Source organism: Komagataeibacter sucrofermentans DSM 15973 (genome assembly GCF_040581405.1).
In the GTDB taxonomy this organism is placed as follows: Bacteria; Pseudomonadota; Alphaproteobacteria; order Acetobacterales; family Acetobacteraceae; genus Komagataeibacter; species Komagataeibacter sucrofermentans.
Genome location: NZ_CP137157.1, coordinates 2,737,660 through 2,763,472, shown reverse-complemented (window position 1 = coordinate 2,763,472; position 25,813 = coordinate 2,737,660). Strand labels below are relative to the sequence as shown.

At 66.8% G+C, this 25,813-nt stretch carries 23 protein-coding genes and 1 riboswitch; of the genes, 5 read left to right on the top strand and 18 right to left on the bottom strand.

Annotation, left to right across the window (positions count from 1 at the left end; all coding sequences use genetic code 11):
• Position 1: 1 nt before the first annotated feature.
• The 6 genes from R5N89_RS13045 to R5N89_RS13020 all read right to left on the bottom strand — a co-directional run bounded on the left by R5N89_RS13045 (position 2) and on the right by R5N89_RS13020 (position 8,168).
• The gene (locus tag R5N89_RS13045; protein WP_110569598.1) at positions 2–1,738 is read right to left on the bottom strand and encodes a bifunctional diguanylate cyclase/phosphodiesterase; all 1,737 of its coding nucleotides are present in this window, start codon (positions 1,736–1,738) and stop codon (positions 2–4) included.
• Between the two features lie 50 nt (positions 1,739–1,788).
• Complete coding sequence (locus tag R5N89_RS13040) at positions 1,789–4,011, bottom strand: EAL domain-containing protein (RefSeq protein WP_354680685.1); 2,223 nt, start codon at positions 4,009–4,011, stop codon at positions 1,789–1,791.
• Positions 4,012–4,316: 305 nt separating this feature from the next.
• Positions 4,317–4,568, bottom strand: a complete 252-nt coding sequence (locus R5N89_RS13035; protein ID WP_110569839.1) for a DUF6587 family protein — start codon at positions 4,566–4,568, stop codon at positions 4,317–4,319.
• Entirely contained in the window at positions 4,568–6,403 is a 1,836-nt protein-coding gene (gene feoB, locus R5N89_RS13030; protein ID WP_110569838.1) for a ferrous iron transport protein B, read from the bottom strand. The genes R5N89_RS13035 and feoB overlap by 1 nt, the downstream gene beginning before the upstream one ends.
• Positions 6,400–6,648, bottom strand: a complete 249-nt coding sequence (locus tag R5N89_RS13025) for a FeoA family protein (protein WP_110569837.1) — start codon at positions 6,646–6,648, stop codon at positions 6,400–6,402. Before R5N89_RS13025 ends, feoB begins: the two co-directional genes overlap by 4 nt.
• A 194-nt stretch (positions 6,649–6,842) precedes the next feature.
• A complete protein-coding gene (locus R5N89_RS13020; protein ID WP_244192249.1) occupies positions 6,843–8,168 on the bottom strand; it encodes a cobyrinate a,c-diamide synthase in 1,326 nt (441 codons plus the stop codon).
• A 70-nt stretch (positions 8,169–8,238) separates the two neighbouring features.
• On the opposite strand from R5N89_RS13020, the gene R5N89_RS13015 reads away from it, so the two are divergent.
• On the top strand, positions 8,239–9,330 hold the full coding sequence (locus R5N89_RS13015) for a cobalt-precorrin-5B (C(1))-methyltransferase (RefSeq protein ID WP_110569847.1): 1,092 nt from the start codon (positions 8,239–8,241) through the stop codon (positions 9,328–9,330).
• Between the two features lie 115 nt (positions 9,331–9,445).
• On the opposite strand, the gene cobM is transcribed toward R5N89_RS13015, so the two are convergent.
• From cobM to cbiE, 3 genes are read right to left on the bottom strand one after another with little or no spacing between them, the layout of a single operon-like run.
• Positions 9,446–10,198, bottom strand: coding sequence for a precorrin-4 C(11)-methyltransferase (cobM, locus tag R5N89_RS13010; RefSeq protein ID WP_110569835.1), 753 nt, complete (start codon positions 10,196–10,198; stop codon positions 9,446–9,448).
• Positions 10,195–10,569, bottom strand: a complete 375-nt coding sequence (locus R5N89_RS13005) for a cobalamin biosynthesis protein (RefSeq protein WP_110569834.1) — start codon at positions 10,567–10,569, stop codon at positions 10,195–10,197. Before R5N89_RS13005 ends, cobM begins: the two co-directional genes overlap by 4 nt.
• Entirely contained in the window at positions 10,566–11,804 is a 1,239-nt protein-coding gene (cbiE, locus tag R5N89_RS13000; protein ID WP_110569833.1) for a precorrin-6y C5,15-methyltransferase (decarboxylating) subunit CbiE, read from the bottom strand. The genes R5N89_RS13005 and cbiE overlap by 4 nt, the downstream gene beginning before the upstream one ends.
• Before the next feature lie 32 nt (positions 11,805–11,836).
• On the opposite strand from cbiE, the gene R5N89_RS12995 reads away from it, so the two are divergent.
• A complete protein-coding gene (locus R5N89_RS12995; protein ID WP_110569832.1) occupies positions 11,837–12,580 on the top strand; it encodes a cobalt-precorrin-6A reductase in 744 nt (247 codons plus the stop codon).
• A 116-nt stretch (positions 12,581–12,696) separates the two neighbouring features.
• Here R5N89_RS12995 and cobJ read toward each other — a convergent pair whose 3' ends face one another.
• From cobJ to R5N89_RS12955, 8 genes are all read right to left on the bottom strand, one after another.
• The gene (cobJ, locus tag R5N89_RS12990) at positions 12,697–13,458 is read right to left on the bottom strand and encodes a precorrin-3B C(17)-methyltransferase (protein WP_110569831.1); all 762 of its coding nucleotides are present in this window, start codon (positions 13,456–13,458) and stop codon (positions 12,697–12,699) included.
• A complete protein-coding gene (locus R5N89_RS12985; RefSeq protein WP_110569830.1) occupies positions 13,455–14,180 on the bottom strand; it encodes a precorrin-2 C(20)-methyltransferase in 726 nt (241 codons plus the stop codon). Before R5N89_RS12985 ends, cobJ begins: the two co-directional genes overlap by 4 nt.
• Complete coding sequence (locus R5N89_RS12980) at positions 14,177–14,818, bottom strand: precorrin-8X methylmutase (protein ID WP_110569829.1); 642 nt, start codon at positions 14,816–14,818, stop codon at positions 14,177–14,179. The genes R5N89_RS12985 and R5N89_RS12980 overlap by 4 nt, the downstream gene beginning before the upstream one ends.
• Positions 14,815–16,044: a precorrin-3B synthase gene (cobG, locus tag R5N89_RS12975; RefSeq protein WP_110569846.1), complete on the bottom strand. Its 1,230-nt coding sequence runs from the start codon at positions 16,042–16,044 to the stop codon at positions 14,815–14,817. The genes R5N89_RS12980 and cobG overlap by 4 nt, the downstream gene beginning before the upstream one ends.
• Positions 16,041–19,406, bottom strand: a complete 3,366-nt coding sequence (cobN, locus tag R5N89_RS12970; RefSeq protein ID WP_110569828.1) for a cobaltochelatase subunit CobN — start codon at positions 19,404–19,406, stop codon at positions 16,041–16,043. Before cobN ends, cobG begins: the two co-directional genes overlap by 4 nt.
• 27 nt (positions 19,407–19,433) lie before the next feature.
• The gene (gene cobW, locus R5N89_RS12965) at positions 19,434–20,486 is read right to left on the bottom strand and encodes a cobalamin biosynthesis protein CobW (protein ID WP_110569827.1); all 1,053 of its coding nucleotides are present in this window, start codon (positions 20,484–20,486) and stop codon (positions 19,434–19,436) included.
• A 5-nt stretch (positions 20,487–20,491) separates the two neighbouring features.
• Entirely contained in the window at positions 20,492–20,887 is a 396-nt protein-coding gene (locus R5N89_RS12960; protein ID WP_110569845.1) for a DUF1636 domain-containing protein, read from the bottom strand.
• Positions 20,888–21,033: 146 nt separating this feature from the next.
• A riboswitch (cobalamin riboswitch) is annotated at positions 21,034–21,263 on the bottom strand.
• A gap of 44 nt (positions 21,264–21,307) precedes the next feature.
• Positions 21,308–21,913, bottom strand: a complete 606-nt coding sequence (locus R5N89_RS12955; protein WP_244192248.1) for a histidine phosphatase family protein — start codon at positions 21,911–21,913, stop codon at positions 21,308–21,310.
• 92 nt (positions 21,914–22,005) lie between these two features.
• Here R5N89_RS12955 and R5N89_RS12950 point away from each other — a divergent pair, with 92 nt between their 5' ends.
• A complete protein-coding gene (locus R5N89_RS12950; protein WP_110569826.1) occupies positions 22,006–22,227 on the top strand; it encodes a CbtB domain-containing protein in 222 nt (73 codons plus the stop codon).
• A gap of 180 nt (positions 22,228–22,407) precedes the next feature.
• Here the strand turns inward: R5N89_RS12950 and R5N89_RS12945 are convergent, their stop codons facing one another.
• Positions 22,408–23,397, bottom strand: coding sequence for an MDR family oxidoreductase (locus tag R5N89_RS12945; protein ID WP_110569825.1), 990 nt, complete (start codon positions 23,395–23,397; stop codon positions 22,408–22,410).
• Positions 23,398–23,713: 316 nt separating this feature from the next.
• Between R5N89_RS12945 and R5N89_RS12940 the strand changes: the two genes are divergently transcribed.
• Together R5N89_RS12940 and R5N89_RS12935 are read left to right on the top strand one after the other, a co-directional pair.
• A complete protein-coding gene (locus R5N89_RS12940) occupies positions 23,714–24,562 on the top strand; it encodes an NADPH-dependent oxidoreductase (RefSeq protein WP_110569824.1) in 849 nt (282 codons plus the stop codon).
• Between the two features lie 141 nt (positions 24,563–24,703).
• The gene (locus tag R5N89_RS12935) at positions 24,704–25,795 is read left to right on the top strand and encodes a branched-chain amino acid aminotransferase (protein WP_110569823.1); all 1,092 of its coding nucleotides are present in this window, start codon (positions 24,704–24,706) and stop codon (positions 25,793–25,795) included.
• The last annotated feature ends 18 nt before the right edge of the window (positions 25,796–25,813 follow it).

Sequence of the window (25,813 nt, the reverse complement as noted above, 5' to 3'; positions counted from 1 at the left end):
CTCAGGTCGTCGTCTTCTTCGTCGGGTTCCACGCATCGCGCTGGGTGATGCGGATCAGTTCCGTGGCCGAAACCGCGCGTGAGATGAAGAAGCCCTGCACGTAATCCACACCCAGCGCGCGCACGGTGTCGAATTCCTCCTGCGTTTCCACGCCTTCCACCGTTACGGCCAGGTTATAGCCGTGGCCGAGCTTGATGAGGGCGGCGAGCAGGTTCCGGGCTTCCGCGTCGGTGGCGATGTCGCGCACGAGGCAGCGGTCAAGCTTGAGCGACTGGAGCGGCAGTTCGCGCAGGGTGGACAGGCGGACCGTGCCGTAACCGAAATTGTCCATGGCCAGGCCAAACCCGTCTTCCGCAAGCGCACGCAGGCGCAGGCGGCTTTTTTCCGCCCGTCGCCCCTGCAGCATCTGCTCGGTCACTTCCAGCATGAAGGTAGAGGGTTCAAGGTTGAGCTCACGGATCTCGCTGAACAGGTCGATCTGCTGCTCAAGGTTGAGCAGGTCCAGATGCGACAGGTTGACCGCCAGCCGCAGGCTGGGCAGGCCCGCTTCCTTCCATTTCTGGATATCGTCATGGAAGGACTGCACAAGGTGCGTCTCCATGATCTGAGCCAGGGCCGAGTCGGCAAATACATCGGTAAATGCGCCCGCGGAGAGCAGGCCCCGATCGGGGTGGTGCCAGCGCATCAGCGCTTCCGCCTGCTCGATGCGGCCCGTGCGCGCGTTCAGTATGGGCTGGTAGTAAACCTCGAACTGCCTGAGTTCCACGCCCTTGCGGGCCTCGGTCAGGATCTTGGCCCGCTCCATCGTGGTCTTGTGCAGGCTGGGCGTGAACATGCGCGCCTGCTTGCCGCCCGACTGCTTGGCAGCATAGACCGCCACATCGGCGTTTTTCTGCAGGCCCTCAAGCGTGTCCGCCGCCGTGATCGGCGTGGCCCCGATGCTGCCGGAAATGCGCACCGTGGCACTTTCCAGCATGATCGGCTCTTCAAGCAGGTTCTGCACCTTGGTCAGGATGGTCTCGAGCGGCATGAGCTTGAGGCTGTGGCGCAGGATGATGGCGAACTCATCGCCACCAAGGCGGCTGATCGCGTCATCGGGGCCGATCAGCTCGATCAGGCGCTGCGCGATCACCTTGAGCACCTCGTCACCCGCATGGTGGCCATGGATGTCATTGACAGGCTTGAACCCGTCAAGATCGAACATGACCAGCGCCTGCGGCTCGGGGTGCGGGCGCTTGGCGTTCTCGAGCGCCGTGACCAGGCTGGCATTGAAGCCGCCACGGTTGAGCAGCCCGGTCAGCATATCGGTCGCGGCCTGTTTCTTGAGCCGGACCTTGGTGTTCATCAGTTCCGTGATTTCAAACCGGCTGGCCACGAAACCGGTGATCTCGCCCTTCGCATTGCGGTGCGGCATGATGGTGGTGGCGACCCAGTAATGGCTGCCATCCTTGGCGCGGTTGCACAGGTTGCCATACCAGGTCCGGCCTGAGAACAGGGTCTGGTACATCTCGCGGAAGAAGGCCTTCCCGTGCTCGCCCGAGTTCAGGATGCGGTGGGTATGACCAAGCAGTTCCTCGCGGGAATACTGGCTGATCTCACAGAACTTGTCATTGACGTATGTAATGACGCCCTTGCGGTCAGTGATCGCAACAATAAGGACATTATCCACCACATCCGCCCAGAAGTCGGCATCTTCATGTGTAAGGGCGCGGAGCCTGTTATCATGCGGTGCGGACATTCTGTTACCTCGGATACGGATCGGAAAACCTGAATTGACCTATCGGTAATTTAGGATGATTTCTTTTTTGGCGAAACACTTTTGGCAGCCTGCGTGGCGGGCAGCATCTGGCGGATCGTCTGGTGCTGGCGCATCCATTTCTCGAAGTCGCCAGGTGCCAGCGGCTTGGCGAACAGGTAGCCCTGCATCACGTCGCAGTTCAGTTTTTCCAGCAGGTCGCGCTGCTGTTCGGTCTCGACGCCTTCGGTCACCACCGTCATGCCCAGCCGCGAGCCGATGCCGATCACCGCCATGGTCACGGCCTGGGCATTGGTGTCGTGCTCGAAATCGTTGATGAAGCTGCGGTCGATCTTGATCTCGGTCAGCGGCAGGCGCGTCAGCCGCGACAGCGATGAGTAGCCGGTGCCGAAATCATCCATCGACAGGCCGCAGCCGATATTGCGGATCGACTGGAGCACTTCCTCGGTGTCGCGGCTGTTATCCATCATCACGCTTTCGGTGATTTCCACCGTCAGGCGCGAAGGCTTGAGGTTATGGTCCTTGAGCAGGGCCGCGATATGCTCGGGCAGCGCGCGATTGCGGAAATGCACGGCAGACAGGTTCACGGCCACGGTGGGCACATGCACGCCGTCACGGTCCCACTTCACGATCTGGCGGCAGGCCTCGAGCAGCGACCAGCGGCCAATGGCCTCGATCTGGCCGGTCTCTTCCGCCACGGCAATGAAGCGCGAGGGGAAGATGTTGCCCAGATGCGGGTGGTGCCAGCGCGACAGCGCCTCAACACCGCTGAGTTCAAGCGTATGGGTGCGCACCTGCGGCTGGTAATGCAGGTTGAGCATGCCCTTGGCCAGTGAATCACGCAGCGCCGAGCCGAGCACCAGCCGATCCTGCGCAATCTGGTTCTTTTCCAGATTGGCGAAGCGGAAGATGCCGCGCCCGTCTTCCTTGGCCTGGCGCAGCGCCACGTCGGCGGTGCTGAGCAGGGATTCGCTGTCCGGCCCGTTATCAGGGTAGGTGCTGATGCCGATCGAGCATGAAATGGTCAGCGTGTTCTGGCCGATCTGCATGGGCATGGTCATGGTGGCGAGCAGTTGCTCGGCAAAGGCGGTGGCTTCCTTGTGCGGGCAGTTGGGCACCACCACCACGAACTCATCGCCGCCGGAGCGGCTGAGCACGTAATCCTCCTTGGCGATGGTGCGGATGCGCCCTGCAATCTCGATAAGGAACTGGTCGGCATAGACATGGCCAAGCGCATCGTTGATATCGCGGAAACGGTCGATATCGAGCATGAAGATGGCGAACTGCCGGTTGCCATCCTGCTTGTTGATCATGCCCTCGATCACCTTGTGCACCGAGGAGCGGTTGAGCAGCCCGGTCAGGCTGTCAAAATTGGCAAGGTGGGAGATATGTTCCTGCGTCGCATTCTGCTCAAAGGCCAGCGCGCAGAAGGGAATGCACGAATCAACAATGCGCTGCGGCCAGGTGTTGCGGCCCTGGTCTTCACGCGCATAGAGGGCGAAAATGCCCTTCACCTGCCCCGAACGCGTGCTGACCGGCGTGCAGAAGCACTGCTGCAGGCCCAGCGAGATGCCGAGCGAGCGGTAGCTGTCCCACACCATGCGGGTGGCGTGCTTGGGGTCGACGCGCAGCTTCTCGAGTTCGGATGACGAGACATACAGGCTCTCGAGCGAGGCACGGTAGCGCTTGGGCAGCGTGGGGCTGGACAGGACGCGCAACTGCCCGTCGGGTGTAATCAGCATGAGCACGGCCACCGTGCCGGGCACGAAGCTTTCCACCCGGCGGCACAGGAGGTCGGCCACGTCCTGGATCATCATGTCGCTGGCAAGGGCCTGCAGCACGTCGTTCTGCAGGATCAGGATCTTGCGCTGCTGGCTTTCATTGGTGACATTCTTCATCACGCCCATGAAGAAGATGCGCCCGTCATGGGTCACGACCTTGGACAGCGAAAGTTCGCCGCAGACATATTCCCCATCCGAGCGGGTGAACTCCACCTCGCGCGATGTGCCGACAATGCGGTTGTGCTCGCTGCCCCGGCTGCGCTCGACAAAGGCGTCATGCCCGGCCCGATGCAGCGTGGGCACCAGCACGTTCACGTTCTTGCCCAGCACGTCTTTCTTGTCGAGGCCCCACAGGTTCGACGCAGCCTGATTGAAGAAGATGACTTCATTCCTGTCATCAATAATCACGGTTGCGTCTATGGCCTGCTCCAGTGCCGAAATCAGGACTTCAGCGCTCAGGTTGGGCTTTGACATTGAGTTACCTCGCAAAAGGGACAAGGGGCAGCTACCGGCAGGGCGGCTGCGGCAGGAGTAATAAGGCGGCCTGAAATGCAGGGCGCCACGCACCACTGTCCGGGCGGGGACAGCGCGGGGCGGGCGCAGGAATATCATAGGATGGTGATAGGCGTATTACATATTATTCAAGATAATCATTATACCACATTGATATGAATTAAGGCCGTCTTCTAATAATTTCCGTAACGGACGGGTCCATATAGCATTCACGGCGCGGTTGATCCATCACATCCCGCACGCAAAATTGCCATATTTCATGCGTGTCAGTTTTTTGGACCGCAGTCCCCGCCCGCGCAACCTGAACAGCCGCCACATCCGCCCTTGGGGCGCGGGCGGGCCCTTGTCTGCGCATGGCGTATCAGGGCCTGCGGCGCATGGAGGCGGCGGAGTAGCCCGGCCGTGGCCTGCCAGCCTTTTTGCCCCAGCGGGGGGAACAGCCGCCCCAGCCAGTAGGCGGCGCACGCCATGACCAGCGTTGCCGCCACCAGTGCCTGAAGCCAGCCTGCGACGTGCATCAGAACATCCGCGCGATGTGATAGGTGAGGAAGGCCGCCCCGTAGGCCAGGCCAAACAGGTAGCCCGCCGTCAGCGCCACCACGCGCCATGAGCCGGTCTCGCGCCGGATGACGGCAAGGGTTGCCACGCATTGCGGGGCATAGACGTACCATGCCAGCAGCGAAAGCGCGGTGGGCAGGCTCCAGTGCGTGGGCAGCAGGCCGCCAAGCTGAAGGGCCGCCTGGTCGGTATCGGCCCCTGAGCCGAGCGAATAGACCGTGGCCAGCGCACCCACCGCCACCTCACGTGCGGCAAGGCCGGGAATGAGGGCGACACAGATCTGCCAGTTGAAGCCCAGCGGCGCGAACACGGGCAGCATGATGTGCCCGATGCGCCCGGCCAGGCTCCAGTCGATGGCAGGGCCGATAGCGCCCGCGGGCGGCTTGGGAAAGCTGGAAAGCCCCCACAGCAGTACCGTCAGCGAGACGATGGTCGTGCCCACGCGCATGAGGAAGATGCGCGCGCGCTCCCACAGCCCCAGCGCCAGATCGCGCGGGTTGGGCAGGCGGTAGGCGGGCAGTTCCATCAGCAGGGTGGCTTCGCGCCGGTCGGGGTTGCGCCAGCGCATGATGCGCGCCACCACCAGTGCTGACATGATGCCCAGCGCGTAAAGCCCGAACAGCACCAGCCCCTGCAGGTTCATGAAGCCCGCCACGTTGCGGTGCGGGATGAACGCCCCGATCAGCAGCGTATAGATCGGCAGCCGGGCCGAGCAGGTCATGAGCGGGGCGACGAGAATGGTCACCAGCCGGTCGCGCGGGTTCTGGATGGTGCGGGTGGCCATGATGCCCGGCACCGCGCAGGCAAAGCTTGACAGTAGCGGAATGAACGAGCGCCCGCTCAGGCCCGCAACCGACATCAGCCGGTCGAGCAGGAAGGCCGCGCGCGGCAGGTAGCCCGATTCCTCCAGCGCCAGGATCCATAAGAACAGGATCAGGATCTGCGGCAGGAAGGTCACCACGCTGCCCGCCCCCGCGATCACGCCATCCACGATCAGGCTGCGCAGCACGCCATCTGGCAGCAGGCGGCCCACCTGTTCGCCCAACTGGCCCATGCCCGCGTCAATGCCATCCATGAGCGGCTGCGCCCAGGCAAAGACCGCCTGGAACATGAGGAACAGCAGCACGAGCAGGATCACCGGCCCCCAGACCGGGTGCAGCACCCAGCGGTCGAGCCGCTCCTCCATCCGGTCCGACAGCGGGGTGGCATGGGTCACGCAGTCCGCCAGGATCTGGCGCACCATGGCGTGCAGGTCGGTGCCCGGCGGCAGGGGCGTGGGCACGGGGGGCGGCACGCCATCAAGCCGGGCCAGCAGGTCGCGCGCGCCGTTGCGCTTTATGCCCACCGTGGGCACGACGGGCATGCCCAGTTCCGCCTGCAGGCGCGGCAGGTCGATTTCCATGCCGTTGCGCTGGGCTGCGTCGATCATGTTCAGCGCCAGCACCACGGGGCGGCCAAGGCTGCGCATTTCCAGCACGAAGCGCAGGTGCAGGCGCAGGTTGGTGGCATCGGCCACGCACACCAGCAGGTCGGGTGCGGTCTCGCCGCGATAGGTGCCCGCGCATACGTCGCGCGTCACCGCCTCATCGGGGCTGGTGGCGTTGAGGCTGTAGGCGCCGGGCAGGTCGAGCAGGCGCACGCTGCGGCCCGCTGGCGTTGTGAACCAGCCTTCCTTGCGCTCCACGGTAGCGCCAGCGTAGTTGGCCACTTTCTGCCTGCTGCCGGTCAGCAGGTTGAATAACGCCGTCTTGCCGCAGTTCGGGTTGCCGACCAGGGCGATGTTGAGCGGGGTCATGCCGCCCCTTTCGCCACATGCACGCGCACGCGCTGCGCTTCGGTGCGGCGCAGGGCAAAGCGGGTGAAGCCAATGCGCACGGCCAGCGGGTCGCCACCGAGCGGCGCCGTGGCCACGATGCGCACCGCCTCGCCCGGCACGAAGCCCAGCTCGCGCAGGCGCGCGGCCACGGGGTCGGGGCTGCCGTTATCATCAACGCTGTCGATCACGGCGTCGGTTCCGCGTGGCAGGTCATTCAGTCGCATAGACAGAAACAATCCGGATAGTAAAAGTAAGTGATAATTATTATTAAATACTACCGGGAATATTGTCCATCACGTTTGCCCCGATGCCTGCGTTATCGCTGGTGCCGATATGTTGGCAGCGCAGGGGTTGCGTGGGGTGCGGCTGTGCGTGCGAGCCGCGTCATGGCGGGCAGGCCAGCCAGATCGCCCTGTCCTCAGGCTGCATCCTCCAGCGTAGAAAGCACATGGAAGAACGTGCCTGAAACATGCCCCCGCCGCGCCCCGCCCGTGCCCCGGTCCACGCCGTAGCCATCGGTCATGTCGGCAAGGGGTGTGTCCCGGCCGGGGTCAGTGACCGTGGCGTAGTGGAATTCATGCCCGCGCAGCACGGTGCCCGCAGGGCCTATGGCGCAGCCTTCGCGCAATGTGGCGCTGCGGTAGCCAAGGTTCATGCGGCGTTTGGCAAAGGACGTGGCATGGCCGAGCAGGCCGGTCATGCGGTGGGTCTCGCCCGCCTTGTCGGTCAGGCTCTCGCCCAGCACCATGAAGCCCCCGCATTCCCCATGCACGGGCCGGGTGCGGGCGAAACGGGCCAGCGTGGTGCGAAAATTCCCACATGCGGCCAGACGGCCCGCATGTAGTTCAGGGTAGCCGCCGGGCAGCCAGCAGGCATCGCAGTCTTCGCCCGGGCCTTCATCGGCAAGGGGGGAGAAGGGATGCAGTTCCGCTCCCGCCTGCCGCCAGCCCGCGATGATATGGGCATACAGGAACGAGAACGCGGCATCATCGGCCACCGCAATCCGCTGCCCCGGTGGTGGCACGGCGCACAGGCTGCTGGCGGGCGCGGGCAGGCGGGGTGGCGTGGTGCAGGCCAGTATGGCGTCAAGATCAAGGTCGCGCTCGGCCTGGGTGGCCAGTCGTTCGGCCAGGGCATCAAGGCCGCCATGCTCGCGTGCCTGCACCAGCCCCAGATGGCGCTCGGGCAGCTCAAGCTGCGTATCGCGCCCGAACGCGCCAAGCACCGGCAGGCCGATCGCTTCCATGGCCTGTGTGGCCATGGCGGCATGGCGGGGGGAGCCGACGCGGTTGAGGATCACGCCCGCGATTTTCACCGCCGGGTCCAGCGTGGCAAAGCCCAGCGCGGTAGCGGCGGCTGACTGGCCCTGGCCTGAAATGTCGAGCACCAGCAGCACCGGCAGGCCGTAGCGGGCCGCGATATCCGCAGGCGCCCCGCGCCCGCCCGCAGGCCCCATCAACCCGTCGAACAGGCCCATCGAGGCTTCGGCCACCAGCACGTCGCAGCCTGCCTGCGCCTGTGCCATCACGCCATCGAGCAGGCCCGGGGGCATGGCCCAGCTATCAAGGTTGAGGCTGGTGCGCCCGGTCAGGGCTTCATGGAAGGCGGGGTCGATATAGTCCGGCCCGGTCTTGGCGCCGCGCACGGCAACACCCCTGCGGCGCAGGGCGGCCAGCAGGGCGAGTGTGAGCGTGGTCTTGCCTCCGCCCGAGCGGGGGGCGGCGATCATCAGCCCTCGTGTCATCATGTGCGTTCCTGCTAAAGCGTGGCGAGCGATGCCACCCTTACCCCTGTTGGACGAGAAGGTCATCCCGATGGAGCATACCCATACCAGCCTGCGGCGGGGATGGACGACCGGCAGTTGCGCCACCGCCGCCGCGAAGGCTGCGTGGGCAGCCCTGTGCGGGCAGGGCTTTCCCGACCCGGTCACCATCACGCTCCCCGCCGGGCAGAGCGTGGCCTTTGCGCTGGCGGCCCATGGTCTGGGGCCGGATGGCGCGTGGGCGGAGGTGGTGAAGGATGCGGGCGATGATCCGGACGTAACCCACGGCGCGCATGTGCGCGTGGATGTGCGCCGTGGCGCGTCGGGCAGCGGTGTGGTGTTTCGCGCAGGCCCCGGCGTGGGCACCGTGACCCTGCCGGGCCTGCCCATACCGCCGGGCGAGCCTGCCATAAACCCCGTGCCCCGCCGCATGATCCGCACGGCCCTGACCGGCGCGGACGGCCACGAACCCGATGCGGAGGTGATCATCTCGATCGCGGGCGGCGAGGAGATGGCGCGGCACACGCTCAATGGTCGGCTGGGCATTGTGGGTGGCCTGTCGATTCTGGGCACGACGGGCATCGTGGTGCCGTTTTCCTGCGCCGCGTGGATCGACAGCATCCATCGTGGCGTGGACGTGGCGCGCGCGCTGGGCCTGCCGCATGTGGCGGGCTGTACGGGCGATGTGTCGGAACGCGCCACCCGCGCGCTGTATGACCTGCCGGAGGAAGCCATGCTGGAGATGGGCGATTTTGCCGGCGGCCTGCTCAAATACCTGCGCCGCCACCCTGTCGCGCGGGTGACGATTGGCGGCGGCGTGGCCAAGATGACCAAGCTGGCGCAGGGGTTTCTTGACCTGCATTCACGCCGGGGGCAGGCGGATATGGGCCGGTTGGCGGCTCTTGCGCAGGGTATTGGCGCACCGGATGCCCTGACGGGGGCGATTGCGCGGGCCCATTCCGTTGCCGCTGCTTTCGCGCTGGCTGCCGAGGCAGGTCACCCCCTTGGCCCGGCAGTCGCGCGGGGCGCGTGGCAGACGGCGGGCGATGTGCTGGCGGGCACGCCCTGCGCGCTGGATGTGCTGCTGTTCGACCGCGCGGGCACGCTGGTGGCCCGGCATGGTCCGCATCCGGTTACCGGCTGAAAAGTATAAAAGTTTTCGAACACCGCCTGTTTTTAAAAAGGCGGCGCTCTTTGAAGATTTTTGAAAAAAGCTTCACCAAAAACTTTTATTACTTCTCCAACAGGTCTTGCCTGCTTCAGGAGCGGAAGCGGCGGTGGTAATCGGCGTTGTACAGCGCGCTTTCACGGAAGTCATGGGTGCCCAGCGCCCGGCCCACCAGAACAAGAGCCGTGCGCTCGATGGGGTTCGCAGCCAGTTTTTCACAGATGTCGCCCAGCGTGCCGCGCAGAACGAGCTGGTCGGGCCAGGTGGCGCGCGCCACGATGGCCACGGGGCAGTCCGCGCCATAAAACGGGGTCAGGTCGGCCACGATCCGGTCCAGCACATGAATGGCCAGGTGGATGGCCAGCGTGGCCCCCGTAGCCCCAAAGGCGGCCAGCTTCTCGCGCTCCGGCATGGCCGAGGCCCGGCCGCTCACGCGCGTCAGCACCACGCTCTGGGCCACTTCCGGCACCGTCAGTTCGCGCCCCAGCACCGAGGCGGCGGCGGCAAAGGCGGGCACGCCAGGGGTCATGGTCCATGGAATATTGTTGCGGTCGAGCCTGCGGATCTGCTCGGCCACGGCGCTGTACACCGATAGATCGCCCGAATGCAGCCGCGCCACATCCTGGCCTGCCGCATGGGCGCGGATATATTCCTGCTCGATCAGGTCGAGCGTGAGCGGCGCGGTATCAACCAGCCGTGCATCGGGCGGGCAGTGTGCGAGCATCTCGGTCGGCACGATCGAGCCTGCGTACAGGCATACCGGGCATTTTGCCAGCAGGTCGCGCCCGCGCAGGGTCAGCAGGTCGGCGGCACCGGGGCCTGCGCCAATGAAGTGTACGGTCATTCATCCTCTCCCTGTGCCATGGCACATGTTGCACCGCTGCCCGTCAGGCGCGGCACGATCAGCCTTGAGTGCGGCCCTGCCGCCGCCAGCGCGCAGCCTTCCGCCACCGAGGCCACGCCTATGGCAGCCTGCGCGCGGGCAGAACGGGTGATGCAGCGCGGCTGGGCGGCCAGCAGTTCATCATGCGTGACCACCCGCAGCGCCAGCCCCATATGACGGGCTGCGGCCTGCACGCCGGCCTCGCGGTAGCGGAAGGCGGGCACGGCCACAAGGTCCGCCTGCCTGCCGCAGCGTTCCTGTGCGGCCAGCACGAGGGCAATGAGTGCCTGCGCATCGCACCCGCTGCGCAGGCCCAGACCGGCCACGATCATGCCGGTTTGCCCACGGTGTAGCTGGTCACGGTCATGCCGGGGCGAAAGCCGTGAAAGCGCCCGATCGGCTCCAGCCGCTCCACATGCAGGCGCGTAAGCGTGCCGCCCCGGCGGGCGTGGGCGGCCATCACCGCAGCCTCGCTTTCCAGCGTTACGGCATTGGCCACCAGCCGCCCGCCGGGGCGCAGGGCCTGCCATGCGGCCTCCAGCATGCCGGGGTTGCTGATGCCACCGCCAATGAAAATGGCATCGGGCGCATCCAGCCCTTCGGCCTCCATGCGGGGCAAAATGGCCGGGGCCTCGCCCGCCATCACGCGCAGGCCGGGCACGCCAAGGGTGAGCGCGTTATGGGCAATCCGTGCGCCGCGCTCGGCTGATTTTTCAATGGCGATGGCGCGGTTGGCCGGGTGGCGCAGCATCCATTCAATGCTGATCGAGCCTGAGCCGCCGCCTATATCCCACAGCATCTCGCCCCGCCGTGGCGCAAGGGCCGAGAGGGTGACGGCCCGGATCTCGCGCTTGGTGATCTGTCCGTCATGGTCGAACATGTCATCAGGCAGGCCGCAGGCAAGCGGAATGACCTGCGCATCCCGGTCAGCCACGACCTCCAGCGCCATCAGGTTCAGCCGGGGTGGCAATGCCCCTTCAGCGCGGGCGGTCTCGGCCACCGTGGCGGTGTGGTGGCTCTGCCTTGACCCGCCCAGCGCACCCAGCACATGCAGCACGGAGGCACCAAAGCCGCGCGCATCGAGCCAGCGGGCAAAGGCGTGGGGCGTGTGTTCATCCGCCGAGAGCACGACCAGCCTACCACCGGGCTGAAGGGCAGGGGCCACGGCCTCCATCGGGCGGCCACACAGCGAGAGCACGCTCACATCCTGCTCCGCCCAGCCCATCAGGTTGCACGCCAGCGCCACGCATGATGGCGCGGGCAGGCTCATCATCTCGGCCAGTTCCACATGGCGGCGCAGCGTGGTGCCAATGCCAAACAGGAACGGATCGCCAGAGGCCAGCACGCACACGCGCCTGCCCCGCCAGCGCAGCACTGTGGCAATGCCATCGGCCAGCGGGTGCGGCCAGGCCAGCGTCTGACCTGTTATCAGGGTGTTTGCCAGGGCAAGGTGGCGCGCGCCCCCCACCACGAGTTCCGCCCCCGCAACCAGGGCACGGGTGGCGGCGGGCAGGCCCTCGACACCGTCCTCCCCAATGCCGATAACATGCAGCCATGGCGTGCTCATGGTGTGGCCTTACAAGCAGCAGGAAGGAAAAGATGCGGGTTCTGGTTCTGGGCGGCACGACGGAGGCCCGACAGCTTTACGCGGCGCTGGAGCAGCGCACGGACCGCTTTGCGGTCACCGTCTCGCTCGCAGGTGTTACCCGCGCGCCGGTCCTGCCCGCGCTTGACGTGCGCATTGGCGGCTTTGGCGGCGTGGATGGCCTGCGGGCGTGGCTTGTGGCCCATCATGTCGAAGCGGTGATTGATGCCACCCACCCCTTTGCCGTGCAGATGAGCCACCATGCGGTGGCCGCCTGCGCGCAGGCCCATGTGAAGTTGCTGCGCGTGGAACGCCCCGGCTGGGCACCCGTGGCGGGCGATCGCTGGACCCGCGTGCCCGACATGCAGGCCGCAGCCCGCGCGCTGGGCACCACACCCCGCCGCGTGCTGCTGACCGTGGGGCGCAAGGATCTGCTGCCCTTTCACCACGCGGGGCCGCATGACTGGCTGCTGCGCTGCGTGGATGCGCCCGACCCGGCCCTGCTGCCTGCAGGCACGCGGCTGCTGCTGGCCCGTGGCCCGTTTGATGAAGCGGGCGAGGAAGCGCTTTTGCACCGGGAACGGATTGATGTGATCGTGACCAAGAATTCCGGTGGCACGGCAACCGCAGCCAAGCTCGCGGCGGCCCGCAGGCTGGGCATTGACGTGATTATGGTCGATCGCCCCCCCGTGGCCCCGGCCGAGACGGTGGCGGATGCCACTGCTGCCATGATGTGGCTGGAAGGCCTGTCGGAATGATGTGGAAAACCTGCTCACGAAAAACCCTGGAATCATAAGAAGTTTTTGGTGAAGCTTTTTTCAAAAAGCTTCGAAAAGACGCCGCCTTTTTGAAAAAAGGCGGCACCCAAAAACTTTTATTCTGTTTTTTCTACCCGCCGCGCGGTGTAGAGCCATTTTTCCCCGTCTGCGCGCGCAATGGTGTGGGTGAGCGGGCAGCCAATCAGCACCAGCGTGCTCATATCCACCTGTTCGGGGTTGGCATGGGCAATATCGGTCAGGATCACGCGCTCATCCGGGCGGCCAATGGCGCGGGCAAAAGCGACCGGCACGGTGCCGGGCAGGATGGTGCGCAGCAGGGCAAACGCCTCGCCCAACTGGTGCGGGCGGGCTTTCGAGCGCGGATTGTACAGCGCCATCACCAGCCCTGCCTCCGCCGCCGCCGCCAGCCTTTTATGCACCACTTCCTGCGGCTTGAGGTTGTCAGACAGTGAAATGACGCAGAAATCCCCGCCCAGCGGCGCGCCCAGCCGGGCGGCGGCGGCCAGCACGGCAGACACGCCGGGAATGACCGTAACCTCCACCCCCCGCCATGCAATGGGGCCGTGGTCAATCGCCTCGAACACGGCACTCGCCATGCCAAACACGCCCGCATCCCCACCCGACACGACCGCGACCGTGCGCCCTGCCAGTGCCAGTTCAATGGCATGCCGGGCGCGTTCAAGCTCCACGCGGTTGTCACTGGCATGGCGCACCACGTCGGGGCCTGCCTGCACGCGGGCCACATAGGGGGCATAGCCAATCAGGTCGGTAGCCTGCGCGAGTGCGGCATCGGCCTGGGGCGTGCGCTGGTCCGCGGCACCCGGGCCAAGGCCCACGACGAATATGCGGCCGCTCATCGCGCATCCTCCCGCCCCGGCACGAGGATGATGGAGAAATAGGGGGCAGGCCCCGTCATCTCGGTCAGTTTCAGGCAGCGCTGGGTGGGCTGGCTGGCGCGTTCCACATAGATCGCGCGTTCCTCGCGCCCCGTGCGGCGCAGGGCGGCGCGTACTTTTTCAAGGTTGCGGCCCAGCTTCATGATGACGGCGGCATCGGCCTTTTCCAGCCACGCCACCAGCGCTTCCTCATCCAGCGTGCCGGGGATGACGCACAGCACGTCATCACCATGCACCATCGGGCGCTGCGCGGCTGACCAGCAGCCGCTCATGGCGGTGATGCCGGGCACCACCGTGCTCTCGAAGCGCTCATGCAGCCGGTCGAACACATACATCGCCGAGCCGAACAGGAACGGGTCGCCCTCGCACAAAAGCGCCACGTCGTGCCCGGCCTCAAGGTGCGTTGCGACCCGGGCTGCGCATTCATCATAGAACTGGCCCATGCGCATGAGGTACGCCGGGTCGCTGACCGCAATCTCGGTGGTGAAGGGGTAGGCGAAGCGCAGCGTGGTGGCGTCGGGGCCAATCATGTCGCCTGCAATCTGGCGGGCATGCCCGGGGCGGTCGTGGCGGCAGAACCAGCCCACCACCGGGCTTTCGCGCAGCAGGCGCGCGGCCTTGAGGGTCATGAGTTCGGGGTTACCCGGTCCCATGCCAAGGATGGACAGGCGGCCGGCACTCATTCCGTGTCACTCGCCAGCGCGTTGACGGTGGCCGCCGCCATGGCGCTGCCGCCCAGCCTGCCACGCACGATGATGAAGGGCAGGTCACCGAATTCGGCCAGCGCTTCCTTCGATTCGGCGGCACCCACAAAGCCTACCGGCATGCCAATTACGGCGGCCGGGCGGGGCGCGCCTGCGCGGATCATCTCCAGCAGGTGGAACAGGGCGGTCGGCGCATTGCCAATGGCCACCACGGCGCCGGCGAGGTCATGGCCCCACAGATCCATCGCGGCGGCCGAGCGGGTATTGCCGATCTGCTTCGCAATTTCTGGCGTGCGCGGGTCGCGCAGGGTGCAGATGACCGGGTTATCGGCTGGCAGGCGCGCGCGCGTGACGCCATGGGCGACCATGTTGGCATCGCACAATATGGGCTTGCCCGCCCGCAGCGCCGCCTGCGCGCTGGCCACGAAATCGGGCGACATGCGCACGGCTTGCGCCACATCCACCATGCCGCAGGCGTGGATGATGCGCACCACCACGCGGGCCTCGGCCTTGGTCAGGCCGCTCAGATCGGCTTCTTCACGGATGATGGCAAAGGAACGGGCATAGATCGCCGCCCCGTCGTGAATGTAGTCGTACGGTTCCGTTTGCGCGGTCATGCCGGTTGGGTTCTCCCGTTCCGTGGCGTGGTCAGGTTGCGGGGCCAGTCCCGCACGATGTGCTGTATCTGTGCCAGCGAAAGCCCGTTGTCTACAGGCGTATCAGCCGCCCGGCCATGCGGGCACAGGCCATAGCCATCCACTTGTGCCACCAGCGTGATGTCGGCTGGCCCCGGATGGGCGCAGCCCTTGGGGCAGCCTGACACATGCAGCGTGGCCCCGGCTGGCAGGTCCGGGGCCAGCATGGTGGCATCGGCAATCACGTCCCGCGCAGCACAGCCACAGCCGCGCGCGCCGATGCACGCGCTGATGCGCAGGCGCGGGTCATCTGCCTGCGTGATCAGGCCAGGCAGGGGCGGAGCCGTGGCGCAGTCTTCAATAACAAGGGCGCGCATGGGGGCCACGCGCATCTGGCCATTGCCAGACTGTTCGGCCCATTGCGCTACGTCCGCAAGCAGATCGGCGCCAATGGGGCCGGGCGGCAGGACCAGCCCCATCGCGCCACCGGGCAGCGGCCCGGCCAGACAGGCGGGCGCGTGGGCGGGCGTGGTTGCGGCGCGTGTGGCGGCCAGTCGCCCGATCCGGGCAAAGGCCTGCGCGCCAAGGGCCGGATTGCGCAGCGGGCGGGGCTGGCCGCCCATATCGGCCAGCGCACGGGCAAGGGCCAGCACGGCGGGCGGCACATCCTGCGCGGCACAGGGCAGGGCGCGCGTGCCGCAGAGGACCAGCCAGCCATCCCTGCCTGCCCGGACCATAATATCGGCCCGCAGGCTGCCTGCGGGCACATACCCCCTGCACTCCACCGCGATTGCGAACTTGGCGGGCAGGCCGCGCAGGGTTTCGGCCCCGGCGAGTGCGGCATCAAGTGCCTCGATGATGGCGGGGGCATCGGGTGCCGCCTGCGGGTCGATGCCTGCAAGGGGCGAAATCAGCAGCGCGCGTCGCGCCTCGGTTGCGGCATCGGCGCTGGCAAGGCCCGCTTCAGCCATGTCGCGGGCAAAGGCGCGCGCACTGTCCGGTGTCAGGCCGCGCAGTTGCAGGTTGCCCCGGCTGGTCAGTTCAATCAGCCCGTTGCCATGCGTGCGTGCGGCACGGGCCACGATGCGGGCCTGCGGGGCGGACAGGCGGCCAAGCGGCGGGCGCACGCGCACCAGCCAGCCATCGGCGGCCTCCATGGGGGTGTGCAGGCCGGGGCACCAGCCGCGCACGGACGGTGCCGTGGTCATGGCGCGGGGTCCAGCAACATGCCAGCGCTGTTGCGCCGTGGCCGCCACAGGTCGCGGCGCAGGGCATCGGCCATGAGGCGGCGGATGGTGGCGTGGGCATCGGGGTTGGCTTCAAGCAAGAAGGCGTCCATCTCCGGGTCATCGAGCAGGCGGCTGAAGGCGAGATCAAACTGTCGGTCAAAGCGCGCGGGCACGGTGGCGGCAAAGCCGTGCAGCGCCTCTACGCCGCGTGCGATCTCGGCTGCCCCCCGGTAGCCGTGGCGGCGCATGCCCGCAAGCCAGACCGGGTTTGCCAGCCGCCCGCGCACCACGCGGGCTACTTCGTGCACCGTGCCGCGCAGGCGGGGGGCCTCGGGGCGGGAGGTATCGCCATGCACGAGGCGGGGCGTATTGCCCAGCAGGTGGGCAGCGGCGGCCATGCCGCCTTCATGCGTGGCCATGTCCACGCTTTCCAGAATATCGGTTTCGGCATGGTCCTGCACATGCAGCAGCACGCCCGCCTGCGCCATGCGCCCGGCCAGAATGTCTGGCGCCTGCTGGCCCTCGCGCCCGCCGCCATAGGTCCAGGCCGAGCCATTCAGCCATGCCTGCCCCAGCCCGTCACGTTCATGCCACTGGCCGCTGGCCAGCACGTCTTCCACCCCCGTGCCGTAGCTGCCGGGGGCTGTGCCAAACATGCGGGCGGTGGCGGTATGCCGTGCCGCCCCTTCAAGCCCTGCGGTGCTGGCGGCCAGCGGGTTGAGGTCGGGGGCTTCGAACGTGCGGGCGGCAATGGCCTGCACCGCCTGCTCGAACAGCGCGATCTGGCCGGGAAAGGCATCGCGGAACAGGCCGGACAGGCGCAGCGTCACATCCACGCGCGGGCGGTCGAGCGCTGCCATGGGAATGACCTCGATGCCGCTTACGCGCCCCGATGCGCCATCCCATACCGGCCTTACGCCCATCAGCAGCAGGGCCAGCGCCAGGTCCTCGCCGCCCGTGCGCAGGCTGGCCGAGCCCCACAGGTCGATCACCAGCGCGCGCAGCGGCTCGCCCTGGTCCTGCAGGTGTTCCTCCAGCAACAGGGCTGCCGTGCGCTCGGCCAGCACCAGCGCCGAGCGGGTGGGAATGGCGCGGGGGTCCATGGCGTACAGGTTGCGCCCCGTGGGCAGCACGTCGGCGCGGCCACGGGTGGGCGCACCTGCCGGGCCTGCGGGCACGAACCGCCCATCAAGGGCTGCGAGCAGGGCGGCTGCCTCCGCCGCGCCGCAGGCGTGCAGGCGGGTGGGCAGGTCGGCGGGCGCGCTGTCGCCACAGGCGCGGGCGATGGCATGGGCCAGTTCCACTGTCCGGGTGGGGGGGCGGCCAAAGACATGCAGCCCGTCGCGGATCTGGAGGTCTTTTACATCGCACAGATAGGCGTCAAGCTGGGCGAGGGCTTCATCCTCGTTATCGGCGCGGGCAATGCCGCCTTCATCAAGCAGGCCCAGATCATCCGCGCGTTGCAGGATCTCGCCACGCAGGATGGCGCCCCGCCTGCGGTCGAGCCCGTCGGCTGCGGCATATTCATCAATCAGGCGTTCGAGTTCGCCCGTATCGGCCCCTGCGCTGCTTACTGCCGCGATGGGCGGTGTCATGTGGCCAATGGTCACGGCGCCCAGCCTGCGCCGCGCGGCGGCTGCCTCGCCGGGGTTGTTGACGATGAAGGGATAGATCACCGGCATGCCCCCTACCAGCACCGAGGGCCAGCACGTGGCCGAAGGGGCTGCCGCCTTGCCCGGCAGCCATTCCAGCGTGCCATGCGTGCCCAGATGCACCATGGCGTCCAGCCCGCAGCCGTGGCGCAGCCACAGGTAGAAGGCCACATAGGCATGGCGCGGTGGGGTGTCGGGGTCATGGTAGCCGCCGTGGCGGTCGGTTGTGGTGCCCCGGTCGGGTTGCAGCGCCATCAGGATGTGGCCTGCGTGCAGGTGGCGCAGGGTGAAACGGCCATCGCGCACGCAGGGGTCATCCTCTGGCGCGCCCCAGCAGGCGGCAAGCTGGTCGCGCAATGCCTGCGGCAGGGCCTCAAGCCACGCACGATAGGTCGCAACCGATACAAACGCGGTGGCAGGCGCGCGGGCCAGCGTATGTGCCAGTTGGTCCGCCGTGGGTATGTCACCCGTGTCATAGCCCGCCGCGTGGAGCAGGGTCAGGATGTGTTCAAGGCTTGCAAAACTGTCCAGCCCCACGGCATGGGCGGCCTGCCCGGTGGGCGCACCCTGCGCGCCGGGATAGTCGGACAGGATGATGCCCACCCGCCGCTGGGCAGGTAGCTCATGCCCCAGCCGCGCCCAGCCCAGCGCGCGGGCGGCGGTGAGCGCAATGCCCTGCGTGTAGGGCACGTGGCGGGCAGGCAGGCCGGGGGTGGTGTCCTCCTTGAAGGAGATGGGGAAGGCGGGAATGCGACCATCGAGTTCAGGCAGCACCACCTGCATGGCAAGGTCGGCCTGCGACAGGCCGCGCACACTGTCGCGCCACAGGCCGTGGGCAATGCCGGGCTGCTGCACCTGCAGCACCGGCACGCCCGGCATATCCAGCGGTGAGGGGCTGTCCGCCGCCCCGCGCGCGGAAAAGAAGGTGGCGTTCATGATGACATCGGGCGGCATATCCGCCAGCCGTGCCGCGACAAAGGCCGCCGATTCCGGGTTCTTGAGGGAGGAGACATAAACAAGCTCCGCCCCCATGCCGCGTTGCTCCAGTTCAGCGGCAAGTGCCGTGATGGGGGCTATATCGGCAGCCAGCAGATGGGCGCGGTAGAACACCACCATGGCGCGAAAGGGTAGGGCAGGATTGGCCGCATGCAGCACGCCTGCCGGTGGCAGGGGTTCGGGGCCTGCGCCATCATCCGGCCCGCGCCCTGCAATATGGGCCATGAGCCGCAGGGCGGTGGCGGTGTTGGTGGCCCCACCCGTGCGCAGCAGGGTGTCGAGCCGGGTGCGGATGGCCTCTGTCACGGTGGAGCGTTCGGCCAGGCGCGGGTCGTCGCGCCCGTCGCCTGCCAGCAGCACCAGCGGGATGTCCGCCTGCTGGCACGCGCGGCTGAGTTCCTCCACGCCGTAGCGCCAGTATTCCAGCCCGCCAAGCAGCCGCACCACCACGCAGCGCGACTCCATGATGGTGTCGGCCACATACAGGTCGATCGACATGGGGTGGCGCAGGCGGGACAGCGTTGCGGTGCGCAGGCTGGCATCGGGCGCGGCCCCTGCCGCATGGGCGGCGTTGAGGCATAGCAGGTCACTGTCCGAAAAGGACAGGAACACGATATCAGCCGGGGCGTGGCCGAGGTCTTCGGCCTGATCGGCCTCATCGAGCGTGCGGACCTCGCGTGCCAGCAGGTGCATGATTCGGCCCCCCGTCTGCCGTTTGCCTTACGCCAGTGCCAGGGCCGCTGCAATGGCGGCCTGGTCCAGCCCCTTCTGGCCGATCACCACAAGGGTGCCGGTTCGCGGGCCATCCTTGGGCACGGGCTGGTCGAACTGGTGGCGAAAGCGGCTGCCAACCCCCTGCACGGCCAGCCGCATGGCCTTGCCGCGCACGGTGGCGTAGCCCTTCATGCGCAGGATGTCGTGCTGTTCGGCCAGTTTTTGCAGGCGGGTGATGAAGCCCTCCACGCTGTCCTGCTCGGGGATGGGCAGCACGAAGCTCTCGAAATCATCATGCTCGTGCTCGCCGCCCTCGGCATCATGGTGGGAGGGGCGGGCGGCAAGGTCATCTTCCGCCGCCGCATCGAGGCCGAGCAGCACGGCGGGGTCAACCTGCCCGTCGGTGGCGCGCACCACCTTCACCGCGCGCGGGATCTCGGCGCGGATCGCGGCCTCGACCGCATCGGCCTGCGCGGGCGTCATGAGGTCGGTCTTGTTGAGCATGATCAGGTCCGCGCACAGGAGCTGGTCCTCGTACACCTCGGCCAGGGGGTTGTCGTGGTCGAGCGAGGGGTCGGCGGCCTGCTGGCGGGCGACTTCCTCGGGGTCATCGGCAAAGCGGCCGGCTTCCACGGCGGGGCCATCGACCACGGTCACCACGCCGTCAACGGTCATGCGCGTGCGGATGGTGGGCCAGCCGAACGCCTTGAGCAGCGGCTTGGGCAGGGCGAGGCCGGAGGTCTCGATCACGATATGGTCGGGCGGGGTCGCGCGGTCGAGCAGGGCTTCCATGGTGGGCAGGAAGTCGTCCGCCACGGTGCAGCACAGGCAGCCATTGGTCAGTTCGACAATATCCTCGTCGGTGCAGCCTTCCACGCCGCAGGCGCGCAGCGTGTCGCCATCGATGCCCAGCGTGCCGAATTCATTGACCACGATGGCAATGCGCTTGCCTTTCGCATTGGCCAGCACGTGGCGCAGCAGCGTGGTCTTGCCTGCGCCCAGAAAGCCGGTGATGACGGTAACGGGCACTTTGGCGCGGGCCGTGGCGGACGTGTTCATGGCGGTCAGACTCCGGAAAAGAGGGATGCGGGAAAGCGGCCGCGCACCATGTCCGACAGGCTTGCGGGCCTGCGCGAAGGCATGACGGTGCCTTTGGCCGAGGCGGCGTACGCTTTGGTGTAGGTCAGCAGGTCATCGGCCTTTTCCGGGCCGAGATTGGCCAGTAGCCAGCCCCATTTGCCCGGTGTCGCGATAACGGCGGTGCAGCCGTCGTTGCACGCGGCAAGGCAGGCGACTTCATGCACCACAATGTCGGGATCGCCTTTGGCCAGTGCCTGCATGGCATCGTGCAACTGCCTGCCCTGCGGGTTGTCCGATGCGGGCAGGCCGCGGCGGCAGGTTACGCACACATGCAGGTGCACGGGCGGTGGTGCCGTGTCTGGCTGGGGGGAAGTGGTCATCTGGTCCGTGCCCTTTCGCGGCGCTGCCGGGCGGGCAGCACAAAAAGCGGGGTGCGCGGTCATGCCCCGCCCGGCAGCAGATTGCCAGGTGGTGGCCAGTCGCGTGCCGGGCACCCCGCCAGCCATGCGATCGAAACGGTCATCTGTCCCGCGCGGGCGGGGATGGCAGGTCTCCTGGCTTGTGGCGAAGGGCGTGGCGGGCCACACCCTCAATATCCGGCGGCCTTCCCGGTCCCTCAGGGACCAGTGGCGGGACCGGTGCACGCACCGGGCCGGATTCGACCACTTACAGTTGCGGGGGCAGCGACGGCATTGCCGAGTGGCGCACCGTCTTCCCTATTCTCCCTGTGGGGGAACCATCAGGGGCGGATTTAGCCGATTGCGGTCCGCGCTGTCAAAGCCGCATGCCAGCCCGTGCCCTCAGGGCCGGGGCGCGCCGCTGGTGGCCAGACGCCATGTGGCGTGGCGGGTCAGCACCGTGCGGGTGAGGGGGGCGATATCGAGCCGCGCCATCATGGCGCCGTCACCGCCGAGGGCCGCGATGGCAAGCGCGCGGATGACCGTGGCATCGGCCAGCACCAGCATGCGCGCTGGCATTGCGGGGAGTGCGGCCAGCCATGTGCCAGCGCGGCGCAGCAGCGAGTCGCGGCTTTCACCCCCCGGTGGCGCGAAACCGGCATCTCCCACCCAGCGGGTGAGGTCGGCAGGGGGGAGAACCTTGAGCGAAAGCCCGTGCCACGCCCCCATATCGGCCGCCTGCAGGGCGGGCACGGCCTCGCAGGCATCGGTTCCGATGGTCTTGTTCAGGGGCGGTGGCACAAAAAGGCGATCGGCCGACGGCAGGCGGGCCATGAAGCCTGCGGGCAGGATGGGGGCAGCATCGCGTGCCGGAATGACGCCCCGGCGCAACTCATCAGGCGCAGGCAGGGCGATGCAGGTCAGGGTCTGGTTCATGCTGCCCTGCGTGGCCCGAAAGGGTGGGGCGAGCAATGGATGATTGACCTTGCCGGTTGATTTTGAAAGCATGGCGGCTGATCCGGTTACACGGCAAGGGCATTGCAAGCCGCCCTGTCATGCCATACTGCTCCGGATCGAGCATGATCCATGGAGTTTTCAGCATGAGCCAAGACACATCCGTCCTGTCCGCCAATATTGTCGCCCCGCCGGTTGCCATTCCCGTGCGCGACCTGCTGCCGTGGGGCGTGTTCGGGCTGGTTCTGGCCTCGCTGCTGATCTACTTCGTTGGCGCGGAGCAGGGCGCGACCTCGCTCGTTTCTGGCCATTACGTGCATGAATTCGTGCATGACGGCCGTCATCTGCTCGGCTTCCCCTGCCACTAAGGGGCGCGGGGCGCATCCGCCCCGCATGGCCTGATGTGAAGAACGGCATGCGCCCATTGCGCCTGCCGTTTTTTATTGCCTGAACGACTTTTGAAAGCAGCAGTTCTTGGCGAAGATTTTTTCAAGAAGCTTCGATAGAACGCCGCCTTTTTGAAAAAAGGCGGCACCCAGAAACTTTTATCATTTTGAATTGGTGAGGTGGATAACGGTCCGCCCTCTTATATGCCCCGCAAGCAGGCGCGGGGCCAGGCCGGGCACTTCGGCCAGGGTTGCGTCATGCAGCATGCTGTCCAGCCGTGTGGGGTCGATGTCACGCGCAAGCCGCGCCCAGGCCGTCATGCGGCGCGGTCGGGGGCACATGACGCTGTCGATTCCCTGCAGGCGCACATTGCGTAAAATGAAGGGGGCCACAGTCAGCGGCAGGGCCATGCCCCCGGCCAGCCCGCAGGCCGCCACCGTGCCGCCCTGCGTGATGGAGGCGCACATCGTGGCCAGCGCCTCGCCCCCCACCACGTCGATCCCGCCTGCCCAGCGTGCTTTTTCCAACGGCTTGCCGGTAGGGGCGAGGGCTTCGCGTGGCAGCACTTCGGCAGCACCCAGGCTGGTCAGATAGGCCTGAAGCTGCGCCCGCCCCGTTACCGCCACCACCTGATAGCCCAACTGCGCCAGCAGCATCACGGCCATGCCGCCCACGCCGCCGCCCGCCCCGCTGACGATGATGGGGCCGGAGGCAGGCGTCAGCCCGCCATCCTCCAGCGCCATGACGCACAGCATGGCGGTAAAGCCCGCCGTGCCAATGCCCATCACCTGCCGCCCCGACAGGCCCGCGGGGTGTGGCAGCAGCCACCGCCCCGGCAGGCGGGCCATGCCAGCCATGCCGCCCCAGTGCTTTTCCCCCAGTCCCCAGCCGGTGGCCAGAACCTGATCGCCGGGGCGGAAGACCGGGTCATCGGAGTGGAGAACACGGCCAGCAAGGTCAATGCCTGGAATCATGGGAAAATGCCGCACAACCGGCGCCCCGCGCGTCATGGCCAGCGCATCCTTGTAGTTGAGGCTGGACTGCGCGACTTCGACCGTCACATCGCCCTGTGGCAGGCTTGCGGGGTCGACCTGTTCCAGCCGGGTGGTGGTCGCGCCATCGGCGTGGCGGATCATGAGGGCCTCGAACATGCGAACGGGTTTCCTTGCTGGTAATGAAAACAGGGGGGTGCTGTATCCTTCATGACCCGTCTGGGTGTCTGTTCCTATTTACAGCCATGTGATTTCGCATGAACGTGATGGATAATGTGCAATAAATAGCTGATCTGGAAACGAATTTCCAAAAAATCGGACCATCTGCAAAAGGGGTTCGGGGGCACTGCTGCCATGGGTCGGCCGGTTGCATGAAAATGCGCAGGGCAGGTGTGATATCGCCCCGCTACCTGTCCCTGTTGCGCTGTGGTGTGCTGCTTTTTCAGCCAGCATTGCACAGGCAGGAGGCATGCGTATGTCCGACACCACCGTTTCTTCCTTTTCCGCCCAGTCCTCCATGAACGCGCTGTGGCAGGCCCGTTATGGCACGAAGCCGCCTGAAAAACCGCTGCCCGAAAGCCCGGTGGCGCGCAGCCTCATGGCGCATCGTTCCGTGCGGCATTTCAGCCCCGCCCCCCTGCCCGAAGGCGTGGTGGAGGCGGCGATTGCCGCAGCCCAGTCGGCCTCGAGTTCATGCAACCTGCAGGCATGGAGCGTGATTGCCGTGCGCGACCCCGCGCGGCGCGCCCGGCTGGCCAAAATAGCGGGCGATCAGGCGTTCATCGCGCAGGCGCCGCTGTTCCTGGCGTGGGTGGTGGACCTGTCGCGGCTGGAGCATGTGGGCCACGCGCAGGGTCACGCGCTGCCGGGGCTGGACTGCCTCGATACATTCCTGAGCGGCGTGGTGGATACGGCGCTGGCGGGGCAGAATGCAGCGGCGACGTTTGAATCCTACGGCTTGGGAATCGTGTACGTGGGCGCGGTGCGCAACCAGCCCGAGGCCATTGCCGCCGAACTTGGCCTGCCGCCCAGGACATTTGCGCTGTTTGGCATGAGCGTGGGCTACCCTGACCGCGCGCAGCCTACCGCCATCAAGCCGCGCCTGCCACAGGCCATGGTGCTGCATGAGGAACGCTACAGCCCCGCCGCCACGGATGAAGCCGGCATCAGGGCCTATGATGCCAGCCTTGAGGCCAGCCGTGCGGGTGCGCGGAACTGGAGCAGAAGCGTGGTGGCGCGACTGGGTGAGATCGGCGCGCTTCATGGCCGCGAGCGCCTGCCTGCCGCCCTGCGCGCCTTGGGTTTTGTGCTGGGCAAGGCGTAAAAGCAGGGGGCATGCGCACGGGGCGGGGTTGACCGGCGCAATGTTCTGGTGAACTTCTGATGTGGTTGCCCGCAGCTTGAGGCGGGCAGGGGCGCGCTCCGTATGGCGCGCCAGCGCCATGATGAAAGAGAAATAACGGCTATGGACAGCGCCACTTCCCTTCCCTTCACGCTTTCACCCACCGCGACCCCGGTCTCACCCGAGCGACGGGCGGAAATTCTGGCCAATCCCGGTTTCGGGCGTGTCTTTACCGACAACATGGTCGTGATCCGCTACCAGGAAGGCAAGGGGTGGCACGACGCCCGCGTGCAGCCTTATGCGCCGTTCACCCTCGACCCCGCCGCCGCCGTGCTGCACTACGCGCAGGAAATATTCGAGGGCATGAAAGCCTACCGCACGGCGGAAGGGGGCATCACCCTGTTCCGCCCGCAGGCCAATGCCGCGCGCTTCCGCAAATCGGCGGCGCGCCTTGCCATGGCGGAACTGCCCGAGGACGTGTTTGTCGAGGCCGTGCGCCAGCTTGTGCGCGTGGATCATGCCTGGGTGCCAGGCAACCCCGATGAGAGCCTGTACATACGCCCCTACATGATTGCGAGCGAGACGTTCCTTGGCGTCAAGCCCGCGTCGGAATACCTGTTCATGGTCATTGCCTCGCCCGTGGGCGCCTATTTCGGGGCGGAAGCGGTGAGCGTGTGGGTGTCCGATTTCTGTCGCGCCGCCCCCGGCGGCACGGGCGAGGCCAAGTGCGGCGGCAACTATGCCGCAAGCCTGCTGGCCCAGCAGGAAGCCAAGGGCCATGGCTGTGCGCAGGTGCTGTTCCTCGATGCGGTGGAGCGCCGCTGGATCGAGGAAATGGGCGGCATGAACGTGTTCTTCGTGTTCGATGACGGCTCTGTTGCTACTCCGCCGCTGACCGGCACCATCCTGCGTGGCATCACCCGCGATTCGCTACTCACCCTTGCGCGTGAGATGGGCCTGACCGTGCGCGAGGAGCCTTACGCCATCGACCAGCTTTACGCTGATGCCGCCTCAGGCCGCCTGAAGGAAGTGTTCGCCTGCGGCACGGCGGCGGTGGTCTCGCCCATCGGGCGCTTCCGCGGCCATAAGGGTGAGGCGGTGATTGGCGATGGCGCGGGCATTGGCCCGGTCACCGCAAAGCTGCGCAATGCCCTGATCGGCATCCAGCGCGGCACAGCGCCCGACACCCATGGCTGGGTGGAAAAGGTGATCTGATTTTCCTCCCGCACGGCA